Below are 23,191 nucleotides of genomic sequence, written 5' to 3' on the forward strand. Positions count from 1 at the left end.
TAAGTACTATATCCACAATTGACTTAAATCCCTTTACTAAGCTTTCAACACCATCACCCTTAGCTCCGGCCCCAGCAGCATTATTACCACCAACAGCAACATTACCAATTAAGTCACTAGCATCACCAATAGCCTCTCCATCAATTATCTTATCAAGTGTCTCACTAACTAATTTCTTTACTGCACTCTCTACTCCCTCAGCATTCGGATTTTCCTCTCTTTTCATATCAGCAACAATTTTTTTGCATGTTTTATTAAGACTAAAAGGCAAAACTAATAAAAAGCAAACAAGGGCAAATCAAATCGATGATACGATTTATTGAAATATAATTTATATAACGATACGCAACTACTGCACATTTTTTCTCTATTCAAGCTAGACTTTTCTACATTTTTATATATACTATTATGTAAGATATTGGCTTTTCGCAAGTTTTAATGTATTTTTTTATACCATACTAAATTAATATTATACCTGGGAACCATTAAGTATCTTAAAATAACTAAGATATCTCATATAAATATTAAAGCTTACTTTTTATAATTCATTATATTTTTTACAAAATCTTACAACATCAATGAACAAAGAATGAAGAAAAGACAATTATCAAACAAAAAAATGAGAAATGTGTAATCAAACATAATAAAATACAAAAAAGGAAAATAACTTTACTCATTAAAGAGAAAAGTGTTTCTCTTTAACAACTCTTATTATTTGTTTATTTATTTTGTATGAATTCTGTTATTTACTTTTAGTTTTAGGTGTCTTATTATCAGCAGTGATATAAAGTATTAGATAAATTAATTATAGCAATGAGAGAAACAATTGATATAGGACTTAAGAAAATATTAAAGAGCTATGAAAATTAATGTTAATGATGTTTATTAACAGCACTTGCTAGCCCCCGATCCTTTAACTGCAGAAGTATATCCCCAAAAGACATAAAAACATTTATAAAATCATTCCCCCCAAGCTAAGACATAAGACTTTTAGTTTCAATAAACAGTATTTTTATAAAGAATTAGGAATATGTTACTACTACAGGTACCGTACCAGTGATGTTATTGAAGATATTACAAATTTAATCAAAAGAAATAACTCTCTCTTAACTTATTTAAGATACTAAAATACAAAAAAAGGAAAACAAATCTCCTCTATAAAAAGAAAAGTGTTTCCCTTTAAAATAACTTTATTATTTAATTATTAGCAATAGGTTGAGTAGTACCAGCTTCTGGAGCATTTATCCCAGAAATCTCAGAATCCTTTATTCCCTTTACTGCTTCTCTTACTTTCTCTAGATTGCTACTTACTATTTTCCTAATTATTACATCAAGGATGCCTAATACCTTATTTACTGCACTTGCGGCTGCTGCTTTCACTGCACCAACATCTCCATTATCAGGTCTAAATTTACCACCTTTAGTCATGGCCTTAAGAGCTACCGCCGCTGCTAAATCGGCATTGGTTTTTACACCATAGTTATTATTATTAGCATTAGCATTAGCAGCTACTAATGTTCCGACTTCATGATTATTGTTAGCAGCAAGAGTAACAGGAGCAGTAGCGGTAGCATTCTTAATCTTGTCAATCATCGCCCATGGATCAGCTTTTGACACTTCAGATGCTAGCTTATCACCAGCACCAGCACCAGCAGCTGCATTATTATGACCACCAAATACAGCAGGAGCAGCGGTATTATTAGCAGCTGTTACTTGTCCACCAGCATTCCCTGCATCAATTTTCACTCCAGATTTCTCTGCTATATCAATTATGTTTTTAACTTCTGCAATAATAGTTTTAACACTAACTTCTTCAGCACCAGCAGCAGCGGCATTATCATTATGACCAATATCATCACCATCATTAGTTACACCAGCCAATTTAGTTAAAGCCCCAATTAACTGACCAAAAACTTCATTTGCTCCTTTAATGGAACCCTTGACAACTTCAATTGTGCTCACATCAGCATTCTTTGCACCAGAAATTTCACCTACTAGCCCTTTTAACCTTTCATTAATCCCTTCCAAACCCTTTTTTATCTTTTCAAAGTGTTCTCCTACCTTACTTCTCTTATCCCCCGATTTAACAACATTAAACCCTAATACATCCCCTATTGCACTCCCAAAAACACCAAAAATCTCCTGAAACCCCTGTCCTATCTTCACTAATGACTCTAAAAAACTATTCTTCTTTTCCAACCCTATCTTCTCTTCTTCCAACATCCCATTATTACATCCCATCACCACCATCACTTTTCTGCTCTGTCTCTTTTTCTTCCTTTCCATTCTCATTACCCTCCTATTTTTTTGCAGATTTTATTAAGACTAAAAGGCAAAATTAAGAAAAAGCAAACAAGGGCAAATAAAATCAATCATTGATTTTATTGAAATATAATTTATATAACGATACACAACTACTGCACATTAAATAAAAGAGCTCTATCTTCTCTCTCTCTTATCTGCTTTTCTTTAATCAAGCTAGACTTTTCTACATTTTTAATATACACTTATTGCGTAAGACATCGACTTTTTATAAGTTTCAATATATGTTTTTATACTATACTAAATTAATATTATAACTGGATTCCATTAAGTCTCTTAAAATAACTAAGATATTTCTTACAAAATCTTAGAACTATACAAATCTGTACAATTTTATACAACAAACCGAATATTTTTAATTAAAACATCTTAGATAATTATCAATAATATAAAGATAGAAGACATTCTAGAATAATCTCCAAGCTTGCCTCCTATTCTTACTTTCGTTACTTTTAACAACCTAATATAACTGTCTATCTTAATTCTGTCCTGCCGCTTTTGGATCTCTTGCCTTATCTACTTCTTGCTTTACTTTCTCAAGTACATTCTTTACTGTCTTCTTCACTATTTCTTCTACTGCTCCCAATAACTTATTTACTGCGGTTATTCCTACTTTTTGTACTTCTTCTTTTCCTCCTGTACTACCATCTGCCGCTCCTGATGCCAATTTACCGGCTTTAACTAATGAGCGTAACGCTATTCCTCCACTCACTGCACTTGCTAACGCTACATCTTGTGCTAAATGAGCTCCATTACCTCCGACTGCAAATTCCAATGGAGTAGTATTTGCGGTTACATTATTTGATATTTTAACAACCTTATTTTCTGTTGATGAAACTATTGATGCTAGCATCTCCTCTCCACTTACACTCGATAATATTACTGCTGCTTTACCTGCATCATTTACCCCCGCTTTGTTATCTGTAGCCAATATCTTAGCTCCATCCTTATTATCTGCATTACTTAACTTTACTGATGTACTCGCCGATTTTGGCTTTGCCACACCTTCTACCTCTGCTGTATCTACAATTCCTTTCAATGCTTTAAATGCTCCTTTTAATGCATCTGCACCTGCTGTTACTCCTGTTGCATCAGTTGCTGCATCACCTACTGGCTTAGAATCACCTATTGCTCCTAAAGAATTTACATATCCTTTTAACACATTTAAAACCCCCTTAGCTGCATCAACTGCTTTTCTAATAGACTTATTTGATAGCCCTTCTTTATCCCCACCTGTGTCTGCTTTTTTAGCCACCTTTTCTAACTCTTCTGAGGCTTTCTCAAGCTTTGTCCCTAGGTCTATAAAATATCCCCCTACATCTTCTTTCTTTGTCCCTACTTGAGTAGTAAATCCCAATACATCTGACATTAACTCAATAAATGCATAAAAAACATTCTCTGCACTCCTCCCTATTTCCATCATTGCTCCACTTAACCCACTCCCGTCTCCTCCTGCTGCTCCTTCTCCCTTTACTCCTCCACTATTACATCCCATCATCACCACCATCACCATCACCATCATTACTTCTCTTATTCTTATCCCCTTTAATCCTCTTTTACTTCCCTTCTCTCTTCCCTTCTCTCTTCCCTTCTCTCTATACTCGCTTATACACTCTTCTATATTTCCTATTCCTTTCTTCTCTTTCATTCCTTTCCTTCGCCTCCTTGTTTTTTTATATTTTTAGCTTTGCTAGCTTTTCTTTAAAACTTAGTAATAAACAAAAACAAAATGGATACAACCATGAATTAACGAATAATAACTAACAAATGTTAGCAAATAAAATATTATCTTCTCCACACAATAAAATAAAAGATACTAATTATGTAAGATATTGGTTTTTTAAAAGTTTTAATGTATCTTTATGCCATACTAAATTAATATATATTAATATATATAATATATATAATTGGACACCATTAAATAGCTTAAATAACTAAAATATCTCATATAAGTTAAAGCTTACTTTTTATAATTCATTATACTTATATTTTTTACACAATCTTGCAATTATACAAATCTGTACAATTTTATACAATCAACCGAACATTTTTAATTAGAAATATTAGATAATGACTAATAAACGACAACTAAAACTACATCTTTATTTGACATAATAAAAACAAAAGATACCAAGAACTTAACCCTTAGTATCTTTGCTTTATAACTTTATCTATCTTATTTTACTATTTAGTCATATAATTTTATTAAACTTATTAAATTACTAATTTTTAGCACCAGAAGCATCCTTATCAGACACCACAGGAGTAGCATTAGCATTAATTTTCATTGCTTCTTTTACCTCTTTAAGTCCTGAATCTATTGTACTTCTTATTGCTATTGTGAGTGTATCCAATACTTTAGTTACTGCACTTATTGCTGCTCCTTTAATTGTAGAAGCAATAACTCCTCCTGCATCAGAATTATTAGCATTAGCAAACTTACCACCCTTTGCAATCGCTCGCAATGCTATACCTCCTGCAACTTCTGCATCTTTAGGTGCAGCAACACCATCAACATTAGCTGCATTATTAGAAGAATTTTTAGCTAACTTAGCAGCAGCACCATTGTCCTTAATCATGGCTTGCAATATATCAGCACCGGTTACCGCTCCTACTGCTTTAGAGGCGTCTGCTGCTAATTTTTTTGTATTATCTTCATTGCCACCAGAATTATCAGAAGCAAATAATTTAATGGCCCCACTATTATTTCTTATAGCAAGATCCTCAGCTTTGTTATTATCTCCCGCCTCAGCATTGCCTTTACCTTTAAGCACTACATCTACAATATCTTTAATTCCCTTTACTAGTTTATCAACATCCCCAGCACCTCCATTATTCTGAGCAGCACCAGCAGTAGCAACATTAGCAATGAATTCACCAGCATTACCAATAGCCTCTTTAGCAGTCTTTGCTCCGTTAATTATCTTATCAAGTGTGTCACTAACTAACTTCTTTACTGAAGTCTCAGTAGCCGCAAAATTAGGATTTCCCCCTGTCTTCATATCAACAACAATTTGTTCAAGTGCTGTTTTAGTTCCTTCTACAGTCTCCTGGACTTTCTTAAAATATTTCCCCACATCTGACTTCTTAGTCTCAGTACTAAACCCCAATACACTCCCCACCATATCCCCAAATGAAGTGAAAACATTCAAAAACTCATTACTTACATTAACTAATGACTGCAAAAATTTATTCTTCCCTTGCTCTGCTTTTAATACTCCACTATTACATCCCATCACCACCATCATCACTTTTACCATTTTTACCCTTTTTACTTCCTTCTTACCTTTTATTTCATTTTTTATCATACTTTTTTCGATTCCTACTTTTTATATCTGTTTAGCTATAAATAAAAAAGAGAGCTAAACATAAGCTAAGCTCTCTTCACCAATTTTTTTATAAAAGAATTTATAATTTATACTCTATCTTCCTTATCATTAAGGCTTAACAACAACATCTTTAGCAGAAGTTGTAAGCTCTTTAATTACATCCGATACAAAAGATTTAGCAGTAGCTAACAACCCATCGATTTCTATATTTAAATCAACAAGTTCTTGTGCGCCTTTAGTTTTAGAACCATTATTCCTATCTATGGCTTCCTTTGCATTAGCACTAGAAACAGCTGCTGAAGCCACACCAAGAGTAGCATTTTCTGACTTCAATTTATTTAAAAATGCCGTACTTTTCTGCTTCGCAGAAGTAACTTTATCCTTCATCCCAACAAATTTTTCAGCTTTACCCTCCAATGTTGCCAATTTAGACTCCGCATCAGACATTATTTGATATGCCCCTGCAAGCAATGTTCCATTTAAATTATCATTATCATCTTGAAGACCACCTGCTTGAATTTTCTTTTTAATAGCTTTAGCCAACTCGTCAATAGATTTAACTAAAGTATGAACTTCCTTGACATCTTCTACAAAAACAACAGCCTCTCCTATCTTTTTACTTACTACCTTTAAATCAATTACACTCCCATCTCCCTTCCTTGCTTTCCCTTCTTCTCCTGTCCCTTCTCCACTTACTCCCCCACTATTACATCCCATCATCACCACCATCACCATCACCATCATTACTTCTCTTATTCTTATCCCCTTTAATCCTCTTTTACTTCCCTTCTCTCTTCCCTTCTCTCTTCCCTTCTCTCTATACTCGCTTATACACTCTTCTATATTTCCTATCTCTTTCTTCTCTTTCATTCCTTTCCTTCGCCTCCTTGTTTTTTATTATTATTTTTAGCTTTGCTCTTATAAAGAAAGCACACAAAAAACAAAATGGATACAGCTATTAATGAATGTATAAATGGCAATTCATAAAAATATCTACATAAATAGTGATTGATTTTATTTCATCTATTATCAATTTGAAAATATAAAATCTTTTTATAATTAAATTATATATGATTGTTATTCAATCTTTTCAAATTATTAATGTATTTTTTTGTGTGTACAATTTCATAAAACAAACTGAATATTTTTCATTAAATTATTCTTAAAAACACACAAATAATAAAATTAATCTCTTTATTCTTTTAAATTTATTGTATAATTATATCAAGGAGATTTTCTATGGCTCAGCCACAACCAATCATCACCCAACAAATGGTATTAACAGAACTTATCAAAGCAGGCATTAATAGAGAAATTGCTGCTGATCTATCTTACCGATATTACAAAAATGAACTTACTTATAAAGATCTTGAATACTTAGAAAATAATTTCAATAGTAAACTTGACAAAATAGAAGATAAACTCAAATCTGAAATTACCTCCACTAAAGTAGAACTTAATAATAAAATTGATACTAAATTTAATGAACTTGACAATAAAATTGACAAAATCGAAGATAGACTAAAATCTGAAATTACCTCCACTAAAGTAGAACTTAATAATAAAATTGATACTAAATTTAATGAACTTGACAATAAAATTGACAAAATCGAAGATAGACTAAAATCTGAAATTACCTCTACTAAAGTAGAACTTAATAATAAAATTGATACTAAATTTAATGAACTTGACAATAAAATTGACAAAATCGAAGATAGACTAAAATCTGAAATTACCTCTACTAAAATAGAACTTAATAATAAAATTGATACTAAATTTAATGAACTTGACAATAAAATTGACAAAATCGAAGATAGACTAAAATCTGAAATTACCTCTACTAAGGTAGAACTTAATAATAAAATTGATGCTAAATTTAATGAAATTAAAAATACAGGAAAACTGCATAACTGGATGTTTGGAACTATTATTACTCTTAATATAGGAATTTTTCTAGCCTTATTTTCAATAATGTATTCCATACTAAACAAATAATACATTCAATAAAATACATTTACCATATGAGTACATCAAGTTAACTCTATAAAATATTGCAATAATTATCTATAGTGTTTTTAATATTTACTTATCTGATTATTTAATAAATCTATAATTAATCTTTTACTTGATCTTATCTAAGATAACTTTAATTTCCTTAGAATGATTTATAACGGGATCATATAGAGACGGAAAATCATCATAGCAAAATTTTTCAAAAACCTTTTTATTGGTATCTTGTAACCCAAAAAATATAACCCTGTTTCCGGTGTTGTAATACAAAGCAAAGTAGATAAGCTTTTGAAAAAACACCCAATTGTTGCTGTAACTGGAAAAGTTCAAGATGGTATTGCCATTGATAGTAGCCCCCCCCCAATAAAGGTTCCTAAAGCAAAAAAACTTATTAAGGCAGCAAGTGCTGCTAGAACAGCATCGGCTCTTTCTAAAGCAAAGAAGCTTGCTGTATCATCAGCTCTTGCAAGGACAGTAGAGGCTATTAAAGCAGCAAATATTACTTTAATAATAGCAAAGTAGTCTACCAAAGCAAAAAAGCTGCTTGGATTCTCAAGGGCTACTAAAGCAGAAGAAGAGGCTACTAAAACACGCTAACAAATCACAACTGTAGGAAAAAAGGGGAAGACTATGATGCCAAATATATAATGTGTATAATACTCATAGGAGCTTTAATCAATGATGAATAAAAACAATAATTATAAAAAATATAAATATACAAAAGACATCAATGTCAGGTTCAATATTGTAGATATTTGGAAAATTAAGTTTGAATTTATTGTTCACAATATTTGGTTAATAATGTCTGATTTACTGTTAATTTCTCTAAATGTATTACACTATTTAACAACAAACATCCTCCCAATACTTCTTCACAAAGAACAAAAAAAGTGTTTCCTTTAATTAAATAACTTTATCTTGCTCTTTATCTACAATTATTTATTGTTGTCACACACCAGCTGCTTCTGATGCCTCATCTTCTTGTTTCATTATAGCTAGATTTCATTTATGTACTTTACTCACTATCAACAGTATTTATTATTGCTACTATTAGAATACTGAGTGTCTTACTTGATGCTACAGCTTTAGCTCCTTCAGCTTCTGTCTTATTTCTTTGATGAATCTTTATCTGATATTCATTACTATTTTAGCTAAAAAACCCAAAACAAACACATCCTCAACCTTATTAACCTTACTATCTTTTTTAGCATCAGCATTAACTGACACAATAGCTTTCAATATATCAGCATCATTTACTGATACTATTAATGCACTTGATGATACTAATATATTTATCTTCAGTATCATCAAATTATACATCCAAATATACAAAACAAAGTCATATTATTGACTTTACATTTTTTAATTATTTTAACAAAAACAAATTATGAAGCAATAATCAATTTAAAAGATTCTTTATGCACCTTAAGATCTTTTAAGTCAAAAAATCTAAGTAATGATTCATCAAAAATATAATAAGTCACACTAGAAGGATCCATATATGCATGCCTTATCACAGATTCATATTCTTTTTTAACTACATTAAATTGATTTTCCATCTTTTGTTTTTTATCAAGATCTTTTTCAGCATCAATAAACACCTTAACTTCATCTATTATTTTCAAAAGTTCTAAAATATTTGTAACAAGATTTGGAATAAGCCCCTCTCTGAAAGAACGAACTTTCATAATTGTAAAGATAAACCGAGTAAAATACCTATTTTTATCTATCTGAGAAAGTTTTTTAGAGAACTGACCACCATCAACAATTTCTTTGATATGTCTAATAACCTGTCTAGTATCTTTCCCAGAAACAAAATCTAATGCTTTTATACGTCGATTTTTAAACACCTCAAACTTATCTTTTTGAGCCTGACTATGAATCTCTATAAACTGACATCTATAAACTATAGGTTTATTATACGCATCCCTTAACATTGTTATATAATCATCTTCAAGCTTTACACATTCTAAATGTAACTCCTGTCTCTTTTTATAATTTTTGACAATCTTAATAAATTCCTTAATTTCTGCGATTTCATTAACAACATACAAAATGCTTTCAGCAAGAGATTTTATCACCTGATCTTCAAGACCATTTATAAATTTATAAAATCCATTGTCAGTATATTGATCTCCTTCTGCAAAATCAACTACTACTTTTTGAAAATATAAAATTGCTTTTATCTGATCATCTGACAACTTAAATTTGCTAATTAATAAATTTTTAAGTATTTCATTATTACCAGACAACTTTTCCTCAAAATCCTCACTTTTTTTTAAATGAATACGCAAATTTATATCTTCTAAGTCTTCATTAACATCGATATCCATTAATCCTTTTAAATTACAACTACTCAACAACATCATTAATACTGTTGATACCTTGATCATCATATTTTTCAAAATTAATACCTCCTTTTTTCTTGTACACTTAAACTGATTACCCAATTTTATTACTTAATAACCAACACTACCCCCTTTTTCTTATTACCTTCATCAAATGAATCTCATACTTTATAACAACATATAAAGAAACATTTAGTTTTATTACTAATCTTACTTTCAAGATAAAAATTACATTTACAAATTAAGATGGTTTATCTCATCTAGATAATCTCCAATTTTTATAAAATGTTTTTTAACTCAACAAATTTTTATATTTATAACTAATTATTACATTAAAAATAAAACTAATTAAAAAATTAATAAATAACTTTTAATTAATAAATTATTATCTTCTACAACAAACCAAAACTATCAATGCTTTATAATTATTAATATTAATATAATATATTAATAACATTTAAAAATCAATATTATTTATAATATGATACATATTTAAAATCATTATAAAATGAATTTATTATTACTTAGAATTATTTTCTAAGTAATCAAGATCTTTATAAGTAAGTTCATTTTTATAATATCGGTAAGATAAAACAACCGCAATATCTCTATTAATTTTTGCTTTAATAAGTAGTTCCATTAATCCCATTTGCTGAGTAATGATTGGTCGTAATTGAACCATAGAAACTCTCTTTAATAAGAATTAAATAAAATAATAATTAAATAATAAATAAAAGAAAGTATATTTCTGTATATAACCCAAATTCTATCATTACTCACACCGAAATCTATTGTATCAAGTATGTTTTTCAAAATACTATCATCTTCTAATATATACTTGTCATAAAAATACAAATCTACCCTAATACCCAAATCTGACAATCCAGAGAATAACAAAATCGCACTTCCTAACAAACTTGCATCACTACTTGGTTTTATAATCCCCACCATCACATTGTAGAATGTTTTTGTTTAAATATTCTCCTTACTGCCAAAAACTTCCTCTCATCATCACCAAATTTCAACCAATTATTAAAAAATTAGTAATTAATTTCATTAACTATTAGTTAGTATAATGCACATTATATATTCGTCATATCCATGATATATCAAGTTAAACTTTATAAATATTGCAACGATTATCCATAATGTCTTAAATACATATTATAATTAACGTGTTACTGAATCCTATCCAAAACAACTTTAATTTCATCAGCTAGAGTGATAACAGCATCACATTTAGCGTAAAAGTCTTTGAACCTTGTTTCAAAATATGACGCTAATTCATCAACGGTAGCATCAACACTTTTTAGGGTATTATTTGTTTCTGAATTAATTACTTCATTCCTATTGTAATCATCTACAAATTTTTGTATTATTTCGGTTCTTAATTCCGTTTTCGCTAATTCAAGTTCTTGCAATTTGGTTTTCAAAAATCTTATATCTTTTAGAAATAACGTATCAAGTTTCTCTTTTTTATATTGTAAAGCTTTATATACATTTATATAATAAGCCCTAGCATAGTTTCTTGCCTTTTCGGTTACCCTGTTTTTTAGTTTATTTATTTCCGAATCTAAATCCACAAAAGGCAAAGGGGAACTATAAGAAGCTCTTACCCTAAAAGCTAAAATCTCGTAAATATATATAAAAGGTTTCATAATATCATCATTATATTCAAGGGCCAGATAAAATTCTTTCCTTAGTGCGAGGTCTTTATATGGAACGTTCTCTACACCATTGTTATATCTAAGTCTTAAAAATAAACCATTGGGAGCTCCCATGAAATATAGCCTGCCTATAGAATCGTCTATGATATTACGCCACCTTAAAGGTCCAATAAAACTACGATAATTCTCATTCCAAATGATGGTACCATCATGAAATTTTAATATTTTTGTCACTTCAATAGGAATTTTACTTTTAATATCTGCAATTTCTTTTTGCATTTTTTGTTCTAGAGTTTCCTCATCAACAATGTCATTATTTAGTGGGCTATCACCCTCTTGTGATTTAGCACCATCAACTACACTATCAGTGCAAATACCATTTGGATTTTTAACAATACTACCAATAGGATCATACTTTTTTGGACCACAAGCTACTAATAATAAATTCATTAACATATAAAATGTAATAAAATACTTTTGTTTTAAAATATTTCCCCCCTTATTGTAAAAAACTCCTCTCCCCCATTATTATTAATAAATTTTAATTCAAATTAAAACTGATAATTTATTTTAACTTTTAAATATTAGTCAATATTATACATGTACCATATTCACATATCAAGCCAAACTTTACAAACATTGTAATCATTATCTATGACGCCCTAAACGCATAACCAAGAAAATTTTTTTTAGATTGCCACCAATTTATATTGAGAATATATCAAAATCAAAAAACATTTTTAAACTTTAATTTATAATATAGATCAAAAAAATTAATTTTCAAAAAGTCAACAATAACAAATATAAATATACATTCATTAAATTTATGATCCAAATTGTTAATGATAAACTTGATAACTCAAAATCATCACCATATTCTTGAAAGTTGAAAATTATTACCTTTACATAATGACCATTATTCACTAAAAGCTCATTCAACTTCTTTTTATATTTTTATAATCTCAACAATCTAAAATTTGGTATGTCTGAATTTTGTTTTGCATTTTAAAGTCAAAAATCTACTTTACAAAATTCTTTTTAATATACTATTACCTTAAAAATATACTAAAAATTTCATTTATCTTATTCACAAATAATAACTAATAAATTACATAGCAAATGGTTTTAAGTAAACTTGTTAAATCCGGATCAATAGAGACATTGCTAATGATTGCTCTCACAGAAATTATAAAAACTAACTTACTACCAGCAATATTAAAAATCTTAAAGAAAACTTTGACGTAAAAAAAATTAAAAAACATTAAAGCGTAGTTTAAAAGCTAATGTCATATATGCTTATGAACTTTAAAAAATTAAAACTGTGGTTATTCCTAAGATTTTGTCTAAAATATTTTTGTGGACAATAATACTTATAATATTTATACTTTGTATATTTAATATTCTCCTATTGTTTTTATTTGACATACATTAACTATTTTCAACATTCATTTTTTTAATACATTAACATTAATTTACACTTACATTAGTTAAAAAAAATAACATGACCACATAAATTATTTTTACTTTAGTCATTATTTAACATGCATTCAATAACACGAACAATATAATTTACAAAATAATATACCCAACTATATATATCTACATATAGACACAAATACAAAATGAATATATAATAAAAATATTAGGATAATATTTATGATCAAGTTTCTAAATTACTTAATACTTTATAGCACGGTATTTTTATACTGTTGTAACAAAGATTATATTCCCCAAAAAGACAATTTTTCAAATCGTACTACAACTACTCATAAAAATTCACCAACAAGTATAGACAAATTAACAATACCAACAAGTATAGACACATCAACAACTATTATTCTAACTAACAAAGAACAAGAGCAATTTAAAGTTCTAATTAATGGTCTTAATAAGATATCAGAATTATATCAAGATAGAATAGATAACAACAAATATACAAATTTTTTTAATTGGATTTCAAAAGACATAAAAAGACAAAAAGAATTAGCTAATGCATTCGAACATGTATATAAATTTTTAAGAAAAAAATTGATAAAATCAGAAATCTTAGATTTTCCCCAGGCTATAGCTAATGTTATTGCAAATCCAGAGAAAAATAAAATTTATGATGCTAGCACTTCTCAAGATATCGAACAATTTTTTAGAGGAGTTTTAGAGGAAATGATGCAAAACAAGAATAATACAAATGAAAAACTATTTAATTTTCTTAAAAAAGAACTGGGTGATTTAACAAATCATGTAGCTGGACTTATGGGAGAAGAAGTATATGAAGGTAGATTAGATCAAAATCAACAAAAAACATTAAAAATCTTTTCTACAATCTTAACTGAGGAGATATATAGAGATAATCACATTAGAGGGGCAAAAATGAGAGGAAAATTTCTTCAATTAAGCGATATAAGTATACAAACAACATTGGATCACATAGACAAAGAATTGTCAAAATGTAGTGGAAATTATCGAGGTAGGCAATCTCTTAAAGCTTCTATGAAAGAATATTTCGACAAAATAAATACAATAGATGATGAACCACAATTAAATGATGAAATAATAAGTGACTTTACAAAAGTGGTAATCAGTGATTGTGGATCCGGAGGATAAGTATTAATTCATAATTTTATTATCCAAATAAAATACATCTTATTTTTATTTTTTGTAAAAATCAAGTGTATCAATTATATTATCCTAAATTCCTTTTATTTACATCTTAGAATTCTATTAATCATCTTTATAAGAGCATACTTAATTATATAAACCCACTGAGTTGAACATAATTTTCATCTTCCTTACAACAAAGTAATAATAAACCCATACATTAATATAATTACATATAATATTATTTATTATAAATAAGGTCAAACAAGAGAGTTTACTCTTGCATAAATTACATATAGAAACTCTTTATTTATTATGTATTATAGTTATAACTACAACATACCCCCCACATCTCTTTTTGATTTATTGTTTTTATAAGAACTTTACAATAATTTACAAAACTAAATCATTAAACTTAAATATAAAAACCTAAGCCTTGATTAAATACTCTTAAACAAGAGTATTTAATCAAGACCTAAAGCCTTTGTGAATTGAACACAATATTAGGAGTCCTAAATGATAGTACTACTAATAACACATATTATACAATAAATTTAAAGTAAAAATCAACTATTAATTTAAAAAATAAAAACTTATATGTTTGGCTTACAAAAATTGAACTATTAAAACTTAAATAATAAATACTATAATCTGTTATTCTAACAAATTTACATTTTTATCATAATTAAATATAACTGATGTTATAAAATAAAACTACAACTTTTTGTATGGATTCTTTATACTTTAAAAAGTTAACTCTTAAATCTTGTGCTCTACATATCTTATATGCTAAATTACTCATCAACATCTCCTTTACTAATTACCTTTAAATTTTTAAATTCATGCAGAAGTTCTTCAAGTAAATCTTTCTTACTTAAAAAAAGCTTATCCATTACAAAACTAGCAAATCTCGCATTTTTCTTATAAAAATCATAACTCTCTTTATTTTTAAGTTGAAATCTTAAGGGCTTTATTAAATTTTGTCTTGATTTCTTTATAGTCTTACTTTCCCTATTTTTAATAAAGAATAAGGTTTGATTAAATCCATTTTTTAAAACAAAATCATCATTGATCAAACCTTCTTCCATTGCTGTTGCTATTTTTAGATAATTATAAACCTGAGTCTTTGCTAAATTAAGATTTAATATAAAATTAATAAATGTCTTGTATCCATCTAATTTATAATATCCTTTATCCTTAATCTCCTTCAATATTTTCATTGTCTCTATTTTATTGTAAATTTCATCTTTAAAATTAATAATTAACTTTTCTTTTAATTTGTTATAATGAACCAACACCTTTTCATGTTCGGTTATATTAGAATCATCCAAAGTTCTTTTATTAAGTCTTATCTGCATATACCCCCCTCTCTTTTTATTTTATTATTTAAAGTTCACTAGTGAACATTTCGTTTTTGCTGAATATATTTAAAAAAAATACACAATGCTTCTTCATACTCATGTATATAATCTTTATTCAAATCAAAAGCACTATCTTCTGCTATCCTTTTATTTAGATCCTCTCTTTCAGATATAGTCCCCAAAAAATTGCTTTTTGATTGTAAAATTTCAAGCAGATATTTATGTGTGTTATTTTTTTTAAATCTTGTTACTAATATGAAAATAAAAATAGATATATCTAATTTATTTACAAAAAATTTAAATAAATCTAAACTTTCAACAGCCCATTTTTCTGCTGTCATTGGAACTATGACATAATTACTCACTACCAAAGCATTTATTAAAGTAAAATCTAAACTAGGATTAGTATCTATCACTATATAATCATAAACAGCTTCCAACTGCTTTAATTGCTTTTTTAGTTTTAATTCTTTGAAAGGAATTGGTTCAATGTTAAATTGATGTAAGGTTAAATAACTAGGTATCAAATCTAAATTATTATCAACATTGATTATGGCCCTATTAATACTCAAATTTGCCTTTAAAACTTCATATGTATTTTTGTTTATAAGATCTATATTGGCTTTTTCAATTTTAGTAGAATAATAACTAGTAGTAGATGCTTGACTATCCATATCTATCAGCAAAACTTTATATTTTTTGGATAAAAGAGTTGCAAGTATTATTGAGCTTGTACTCTTACCAACCCCTCCTTTAATACTTGCAATAGTGATTATTGCATCTTTTTTTCTATCCATCTTGTTATAATACCCCCACTTGGTAATTTTTTATTGTAAAATTCATATACTTGTTTTTCTAAACTTATTATTAATTCAAGCAAAAATTTGCCATACTGCGTCTTTAATTTTTCTTTTTTAAGTAATTTAGCAATTCCTTTAATGTAACAAAAAACACTTCCCTTATGAAATCTAAATTCTATATAATATACCTTTGAGAAGGTATATGCCTTCATAATACCATTCTCTTCATACCTTGTTATAATGTTTTGTATCGGTTTTCTATATCCATAAAATATTCCCAAAAATTTGTCGTCTCCTTTTAAAGAAAACAAATTAAACTCATTAATTTTTTCTCTATTAAACAACCCTCTAAAGGAAATGAAAAATTTGTGTTTTTGATTCTTATTAACGCCAAATACATATAAATCATTCATTATCTTAGTGTGATATATTTTTCTATCTTGTAGATTCTCTACTCTTACAAATATACGCCTTTTTTCTATTTGCTTAATATCTGCTTTTTTAGCTTTAAGGCGTTCTAACGCACTATTCATAGCACATCCTCAGTCAACAATCTTTTCATACTCTCCTATTCTTAAATGCTCTTTCCCTTCTACCATCTCTAAAATTTCGTAATAATAATGATTATTAAATACCTTGCTATACTTCAAATCAACTTGCTTATTTAAATAATTTTTCAATATTGGCGCTAAAACTTTAACCTCTACTTTGTTTCTCAACTGATCTATCAGTATACTAAATATATTATTTCTAATCTGCTCGTGGTCTTCTTTTTTCTCTTTTTTCTCACGCTCAACTGTTTTCTTAATCCTTTTTACTATCTGTTCTAAATCCCCATATTTACTACTCTCTATAATAAAGTGCGGTTTGCCTTTGTATCTCTCATATTCTTTTTGCATTTCTGTTTCTAATTGTTTTTTATCATATCCTTCCTTTTCTAGTTCTTCTCTTTTTTTTGCTAGCGTCTTTTCTAGTTCCTTTTGTTTTTCTATTAATTTATTGCTCTTGTTTTTTTCCCTTTCTCTTTTATTCTCTTCTTTCTTCAATTCTATTAGCTTTTTTATTTTAATTTCTTTTGTTGTTTCTAAATTCAAAATTGAGAGATATTCATCATCTTTAAATCTACATTTTTCTGCATATTTTTCTAACTGTTTGCGTTCTCTCTCTTGTTTTTCCATTTCTTTCTTATTATTTTTATTATTATAAATAGATTCCCATTTTTCTACATTCCCATTATTATTACATGTCTTTGTATGATATGAGTTAGCACGCTTTTGAAATCTTTCCTCTTTTTTTTCTTTAAAATGTTTATTTATTTTGTAATGACATACTTTTTTATGATGTTTAAGTTTGTAATGGATTTCTGTTCCACGATTTTCGCCTAAATGTTTGTAGTAGTTACTAGTTACTTGAAATTTTTTTTCTAGTGTGTATAAATAACTTTGTAGTGTTTTGAGTTTAGCTTTTTTTTGACCATTGTTTTCTAAGTTATTATTGAAGTAATAGAGTATGTCATTTTGATTATATTTCTTAAACTGAGAATTTATATAACTTAATGTTGATACTAAAACAATTAATTTATGTTGGTATTTATTTGTGGTTTTTTGTATGTCTTTCATTTAAATCTCCTTATTTATTGTGTATTATTAATAATAACAATAATAATAACCTAATTTTTATTAAAAAGTAAACCTTTTTTTAAATAAAATTTTTTTTAAATGAAGATAAAAAACTATATCTTCATTTAAAGACATCAAACTTTAAATGGTCGAAGAAGAAAATTTAAAAAATCCATCTAATGAGAAAATTTTAAATAAATGGGTAAGATGAGATGTAAATTACATGGCATTAGAATTTTTAGAAATGCATTTACGTATATTGAACCTAAACCAATTACAGATTGTAATTAAATAAAAAAATATTAACAAATTATATGCATGTACTAAACAAGATAAAGATGATCTAAAGAGTATATAAAGTATGTTATATAAGTTAACTATAGAGTGTTCATTAACTTATAATATCGTTTATAGATTGAGAAGTAATATATTTTTTGCTAAATTTAAGTAAAAGATTTGTTAAAGATGGATTTAAATTAATTACTGATAATTATGATTTTGAGGGTTTATGAAATATAAATCTTTTAAAGATAAACATGATTTGAGTTAAGAAAAGTAAAGCGTTATTTATTAAATCAATCGTAATACTTTGTGATATATTTAATAAATACTTAAAATCTTTTTAGATTTTTATAGGTCTTGTTTTGATTTTTATTTTATCATTTTGATTATTATATAATGTTTATTTATTTTTCTTTGTTATTAATAATTCATTTTATTGTCGTCAATTTTTCCATATAAATGTAATACGGTAGTCATATTGAAATTCTTCTTTAAGTCTTTGAAATATTTTTTCATTGGTATTATTATTTTTAAATATTTCTATGATATGATTGTGATTTATATCGTTATATTGTGAAATTTCGTATGTATTGTTATTTGAGTAACCACTGTTTTGATGACGGTTAAAACTATTATTTACATGTTGCTCAATAATATTATTTCTTGGGAATAATTGTCTTTTGTTTTGTAAAGAGTGATTTACTTTACTAAAAGTATTGCTTAATTCTTTTTGTTTTTTGATATCATTTAAAATCCAATTACGAAATTTTTGGTATTTCTTTATAGCATTTGAATTACTATTTTTGCTTAAAAATGTGTGTGTTTCAAATGATTGATCAATTTTATTCATTAATGAGTTGAATTTGTATTGTTCATCATTGGTGAGAGTAATTTCTTGTTCTTGTAGATTAGTATTTGTGAATTTATTATTAGGTATGCTTACATTACAATTGTACAAGAATAACATGCTATAAAGTGTTAATATTCTTCTATTTTTATTCATAAAATATTCTCCTCATTTTGAATGATACTATATTTTTCTTTGTATATATACTTGTAAGTTTTTATTTGATGGTTTTGTAAAATTACTATTTTGTTATTAACTTTATGTTAAAGTAAATTAATTTTTGTTAATTTGTAGATAAATTAATTTACACAAAGGTTAAAAAATTATGAGAAAAATAAAAAAGTCATTTTGATGATTATATTGTTTATTTTCTTAAAGATAAATTTGATGGTGCTCAGATTAGTAAGGATATGGTCGTAAGTTATTTTAATATGTGTAAAAGAGACGTAGATGGGAGTTTGGAGAAGTTAATAGTTTTTAGGAACATCTTAAACTAATGATTAGTAAAGATATTTCAAATAATATTTAATGCGTGCATCTGAGCATAATGCACAAGCAAGTAGTTTTAAAAACCATTTTCATATAGCTAGAAATAGATTAAGATTAGAATTTTATTGCTTCATTTAATAATTATCTAGATTTGAGACTTAAATCATACAATAAGGAAATAAAAATGTTAGAAAGCGAAATTTAATGATTTAAAGAAGAAATTAATAATGGAGATAGTGAAGATCTTAATAATAAGATAATAAGATATGTAAACTTGCTGAATAAGTATCTAAATCAGATCAATGGGTAATGATTGATAAAAATCATATGCTCTACAATAAATGAGCTTAGAGAGAGTTATAATTTTAATGCTGGGGGGGGAATTAATTATTGATACTCTTAAGACTCCTAATGATATTGGAGCAAAAATTAATTCAGACTTTGCGGTTATTGTTGTATTAAGGGCAATAAATAAGGCTGATAAATTTGGTGTTCATAATAATGATGCTAGCGGTGACGATGCTAAAATAATTACAGGTGTTGCAGTTAAGATTGTTAACAATATATTGGATGCACTTGATTTAATTATGATAAAGATATTAAAGATAGTGGAAATAAAAATTTAGAGTTAACACTAAGGATCACTAAGAGATTAAAAAATAATTAATTTATTTTGTTGAATAGTCTAATACTTACTATTAAATTATGATTAATAGTAAGTATAGTGTAAGATAAATTTATTTGGATGCGTCTGTATAGATAAAGGAATAATTATAAGTAATAATTCCTTTGCTATGGGTTTTGTCCATATAAAGTGTTGAAAAAGGCCTTTTAATATGATTAATATTTTGAAATAAGGTAAAATTTATAGACGTTTTTAAAATATGAAATTCATAATAGATGCATTAGAGTATGTAAATTGAATAAACTCATCAAATTCAAGTCATTTTATTAAATTATATTAAGCTAGTATTAGTTAAGTATATGTCTTAATTTATTAGTAGTTGTGTTTTATTTATTTATTCATTTTTTATGCGGTTTTTCTTGTTATATTGCTTTATTCAAAGATAATAGGAATAAAATGAAACAAGTAGGTAAAAAAGCATGATGAAATGGTTATGGGAATGATAATAGTAATTGGGATGTAATAATGGAGAGGAGCCTAAAGTGAGATTTTGGGATTCCATGGTTAATTTGGTGTGGAAAAAGAGTTTTGAGATAGATGTTTTTGTTCCTTTTAGGAGAGGATATGGTTACTGAGCCGTTAGGAATCAAGACAGAAACAAAGAAGGAAGATATTGGGGCATATTTTAGTAAGATTGAGAATACGATGAAGATAATGAAAGTTAAATTGGGAAAAATTTTAGGAGAATATGGAAATTATGGGAAAGTGAAAGAGAAGGTAGAAGAATTGATTGAGAAGATAGATAAGATTGAAGAAGGAGCAAAGAAGACTGCTTTGGGAGCTGATGGTAGTGCAAGTATTGGTAAAATTGTAAAGTTCAGGTGCTGGTGTTAATAGTTCTAGTGCAGATAGTATCAAGAATTTGGTTGAGGGAATAAAGGAAATTGTTGATTTGGTTTTAACAGAAGGAAGTGGAGAAGCAGATAAAACTAATCCTGTGGAGGAGGATAAGAAAAATATTGGGAAGTTGTTTGGAGCTGAGACTACCGATAATACTAAAGGTACAGAAGATAAGCATGTATCAGTGGCAAGTGCTTCAATAGGAGCATGATATATTGAAGCAATAGCAATAGCTATAGCTATTGCTATTGCTGATTTTAGTGCCAAGAAAGATGGTGTGGTTTAGGATGCAAAGGATGCAGCTGTTTTGGCTTTAGCTAAAGGTACTGGTATTGCTAATGATGACAAACTTGGTTATTCTGTAAAAAAAAGATGCTATTATAGCAGCAGGAATGGCATTGAGAGCAATGTCAAAAGATGGTAAATTTGCGGCTAAAAAGGATGAAGAGAAATCAGCTCATGCAGTAAATGGAGCAGTAGCAATTGCAGTAAATAAGGTATTAAGTACGTTGATAATAGCCAATCAGGAATACAGTAGATTTGGGATTAAAAGAGATTGATAAGGTGTTGGGAGAGATTAAGCAAGGAAAAGGTGATGACACTAAGGTTAATTAATAGGTGAATTAGTATATATTGAATATAGTTACAATTATTAGATAAGAACGCTGATAAAGGGAGCAATGAGTCTCTCTTTTTTTATTTGTGGTATTGTATGTGTTATATAAATCATATTTTTTTGTTTCTAATCCTTAAGAGATAAGCTATAAAAAAAGATAAAAAAATAAGGAGGCGAAGAAAATGCAAGGAAGAGAAATAAAAGGAGAAATAAAAGGGAAGATAGAAATAGAGAGAGGAAGAGAGAGGAGATATAAAGAGAGGGAAAAGAATGAATAGAATAGTAAAAGGAATAATGGTGATGGTAGTGATGGTGGTGATGGGATGTAATAGTGGGGGAGTTGCGGGAGGAGAGGAAGGAAAGAATAAATTTTTGCAGTCATTAGTTAATGTAAGTAATGAATTTTTAAATGTTTTCACATCTTTTGGGGAAATGGTAGGGAGTGTATTGGGATTGAATTTGGAGAGTAAGAAATCGGATGTTGGGAATTACTTTAAGAAGGTTCAAGATACTGTGCAAGGGATAAAGGATGGACTTAATAAAATTGTTAGTGATATGAAGAAAGAAAAGAATCCAAATGCTGAGGCTACTGAGAGTGCAGTGAAAACATTGGTTGAGAGTAAACTAGATAAGATAATTGGTGGAGCAAAGGAGGTAAGTGAGGCAATTGGTGATGCTAGTGATCCAATTGGTAATGTTGCTGATAAGGATGCTGCTGCGGCTGTTGTTGGAGATAGTGTTAAATCTCTTATTGAAGGAATTGAAAAAATTGTAAGTGTTGTACTTGGAAAAGAAGGTAATCCTGAAGCTGGGGATGCTAAGAAGGTTGCAACTGTTGGAAATGGCAATAGGGGAGCTGCTTCTGATGGAGAAGCAGGGAAATTATTTACTGCTAATGCAGGTACTGCTGATAATGCAAAAAAATCAGTAGCTGATGCAGCAAAAGCAGTTGGGGCAGTCACTGGTGCTGATATTTTGCAAGCTATTGTTAAAGGCGATGGTGATGCTACTGCAGCTAAATTGGCTAGTGCTAAAGATGGAACAATAGCAGGAGCTATGGCATTAAGAGCGATGGCAAAGGGAGGTAAATTTGCTGGTCCTAATGATAATAATAATGCTGATTATACTGCTGAGATTAAAGGAGTAGCATTAAGTTCAGTAATTAAGGCATTAGATACATTGACAATAGCAATAAGAAGTACTATTGATGAAGGACATAAAAGTGTAAAAGAAGCAATGAAAATTAATACTAATGATACTCCTGTAGCATCTGAAAAGAGTGGTTCTGGTGATCAAAATAAATAGGCAAAGTTATATAAGTAAATAATAAAAATAAAGTTATAAAGAGGAAGATACTAAGAGTTAAGCTTTTGGTATCTTT

Annotated in this window: 18 protein-coding genes and 4 pseudogenes; 6 read left to right on the plus strand and 16 right to left on the minus strand. The window is 28.1% G+C overall.

Annotation, left to right across the window (positions count from 1 at the left end; all coding sequences use genetic code 11):
* From U880_RS10060 to U880_RS0103360, 5 genes and pseudogenes are all read right to left on the minus strand, one after another.
* Window positions 1-241 (minus strand): annotated as a pseudogene (locus U880_RS10060) (variable large family protein); the annotation flags it as partial.
* A gap of 956 nt (window positions 242-1,197) precedes the next feature.
* A complete protein-coding gene (locus U880_RS0103345; RefSeq protein ID WP_038359130.1) occupies window positions 1,198-2,292 on the minus strand; it encodes a variable large family protein in 1,095 nt (364 codons plus the stop codon).
* 508 nt (window positions 2,293-2,800) lie between these two features.
* Window positions 2,801-3,844 (minus strand): variable large family protein, encoded by a 1,044-nt coding sequence (locus tag U880_RS0103350; RefSeq protein WP_051373872.1) that lies wholly within the window; start codon window positions 3,842-3,844, stop codon window positions 2,801-2,803.
* A gap of 700 nt (window positions 3,845-4,544) precedes the next feature.
* Window positions 4,545-5,630, minus strand: coding sequence for a variable large family protein (locus U880_RS0103355; protein ID WP_038359133.1), 1,086 nt, complete (start codon window positions 5,628-5,630; stop codon window positions 4,545-4,547).
* Between the two features lie 129 nt (window positions 5,631-5,759).
* Window positions 5,760-6,521, minus strand: coding sequence for a Vsp/OspC family lipoprotein (locus U880_RS0103360; protein ID WP_024654753.1), 762 nt, complete (start codon window positions 6,519-6,521; stop codon window positions 5,760-5,762).
* 369 nt (window positions 6,522-6,890) lie between these two features.
* Here U880_RS0103360 and bdr (U880_RS0103365) point away from each other — a divergent pair, with 369 nt between their 5' ends.
* Together bdr (U880_RS0103365) and U880_RS0103370 are read left to right on the plus strand one after the other, a co-directional pair.
* Complete coding sequence (gene bdr, locus U880_RS0103365; RefSeq protein ID WP_024654754.1) at window positions 6,891-7,646, plus strand: Bdr family repetitive protein; 756 nt, start codon at window positions 6,891-6,893, stop codon at window positions 7,644-7,646.
* 303 nt (window positions 7,647-7,949) lie between these two features.
* Entirely contained in the window at window positions 7,950-8,183 is a 234-nt protein-coding gene (locus U880_RS0103370) for a hypothetical protein (RefSeq protein ID WP_024654755.1), read from the plus strand.
* A 426-nt stretch (window positions 8,184-8,609) separates the two neighbouring features.
* Here the strand turns inward: U880_RS0103370 and U880_RS12055 are convergent.
* From U880_RS12055 to U880_RS0103400, 6 genes and pseudogenes are all read right to left on the minus strand, one after another.
* A pseudogene (locus U880_RS12055) lies at window positions 8,610-8,772 on the minus strand (variable large family protein); the annotation flags it as partial.
* 14 nt (window positions 8,773-8,786) lie between these two features.
* A complete protein-coding gene (locus tag U880_RS0103380; RefSeq protein ID WP_024654757.1) occupies window positions 8,787-8,969 on the minus strand; it encodes a hypothetical protein in 183 nt (60 codons plus the stop codon).
* A 77-nt stretch (window positions 8,970-9,046) separates the two neighbouring features.
* Window positions 9,047-10,057 (minus strand): BTA121 domain-containing protein surface lipoprotein, encoded by a 1,011-nt coding sequence (locus tag U880_RS0103385; RefSeq protein WP_235048001.1) that lies wholly within the window; start codon window positions 10,055-10,057, stop codon window positions 9,047-9,049.
* Window positions 10,058-10,538: 481 nt separating this feature from the next.
* Window positions 10,539-10,691, minus strand: a pseudogene (gene bdr / locus U880_RS11480) (Bdr family repetitive protein); the annotation flags it as partial.
* 11 nt (window positions 10,692-10,702) lie between these two features.
* Window positions 10,703-10,963: a hypothetical protein gene (locus U880_RS0103395; protein WP_152520389.1), complete on the minus strand. Its 261-nt coding sequence runs from the start codon at window positions 10,961-10,963 to the stop codon at window positions 10,703-10,705.
* 224 nt (window positions 10,964-11,187) lie between these two features.
* A complete protein-coding gene (locus U880_RS0103400) occupies window positions 11,188-12,132 on the minus strand; it encodes a virulence associated lipoprotein (RefSeq protein ID WP_024654760.1) in 945 nt (314 codons plus the stop codon).
* Window positions 12,133-13,332: 1,200 nt separating this feature from the next.
* Between U880_RS0103400 and U880_RS0103405 the strand changes: the two genes are divergently transcribed.
* Window positions 13,333-14,277 carry an Mlp family lipoprotein gene (locus tag U880_RS0103405; protein WP_024654761.1) on the plus strand — a complete coding sequence of 315 codons (945 nt, stop codon included), beginning with the start codon at window positions 13,333-13,335 and terminating at the stop codon, window positions 14,275-14,277.
* 788 nt (window positions 14,278-15,065) lie between these two features.
* Here the strand turns inward: U880_RS0103405 and U880_RS0103415 are convergent.
* The 5 genes from U880_RS0103415 to U880_RS0103435 form a co-directional block, all read right to left on the minus strand.
* Window positions 15,066-15,629 carry a chromosome replication/partitioning protein gene (locus U880_RS0103415; RefSeq protein ID WP_024654762.1) on the minus strand — a complete coding sequence of 188 codons (564 nt, stop codon included), beginning with the start codon at window positions 15,627-15,629 and terminating at the stop codon, window positions 15,066-15,068.
* 38 nt (window positions 15,630-15,667) lie between these two features.
* Window positions 15,668-16,429, minus strand: a complete 762-nt coding sequence (locus U880_RS0103420) for a ParA family protein (protein ID WP_024654763.1) — start codon at window positions 16,427-16,429, stop codon at window positions 15,668-15,670.
* The gene (locus tag U880_RS0103425) at window positions 16,405-16,965 is read right to left on the minus strand and encodes a DUF226 domain-containing protein (protein ID WP_024654764.1); all 561 of its coding nucleotides are present in this window, start codon (window positions 16,963-16,965) and stop codon (window positions 16,405-16,407) included. The genes U880_RS0103420 and U880_RS0103425 overlap by 25 nt, the downstream gene beginning before the upstream one ends.
* A gap of 9 nt (window positions 16,966-16,974) precedes the next feature.
* A complete protein-coding gene (locus tag U880_RS0103430; protein WP_024654765.1) occupies window positions 16,975-18,051 on the minus strand; it encodes a plasmid maintenance protein in 1,077 nt (358 codons plus the stop codon).
* Window positions 18,052-18,775: 724 nt separating this feature from the next.
* Window positions 18,776-19,336: an Mlp family lipoprotein gene (locus U880_RS0103435; protein ID WP_024654766.1), complete on the minus strand. Its 561-nt coding sequence runs from the start codon at window positions 19,334-19,336 to the stop codon at window positions 18,776-18,778.
* A gap of 701 nt (window positions 19,337-20,037) precedes the next feature.
* On the opposite strand from U880_RS0103435, the gene U880_RS0103440 reads away from it, so the two are divergent.
* From U880_RS0103440 to U880_RS0103475, 3 genes and pseudogenes are all read left to right on the plus strand, one after another.
* Window positions 20,038-20,295: a variable large family protein gene (locus tag U880_RS0103440; protein WP_152520390.1), complete on the plus strand. Its 258-nt coding sequence runs from the start codon at window positions 20,038-20,040 to the stop codon at window positions 20,293-20,295.
* Between the two features lie 511 nt (window positions 20,296-20,806).
* Window positions 20,807-21,809: pseudogene (locus tag U880_RS11780) on the plus strand (variable large family protein).
* A 271-nt stretch (window positions 21,810-22,080) separates the two neighbouring features.
* Window positions 22,081-23,115: a variable large family protein gene (locus tag U880_RS0103475; protein ID WP_038359138.1), complete on the plus strand. Its 1,035-nt coding sequence runs from the start codon at window positions 22,081-22,083 to the stop codon at window positions 23,113-23,115.
* The last annotated feature ends 76 nt before the right edge of the window (window positions 23,116-23,191 follow it).

It is taken from the genome of Borrelia hispanica CRI (assembly GCF_000500065.1).
Classification (GTDB): Bacteria; Spirochaetota; Spirochaetia; order Borreliales; family Borreliaceae; genus Borrelia; species Borrelia hispanica.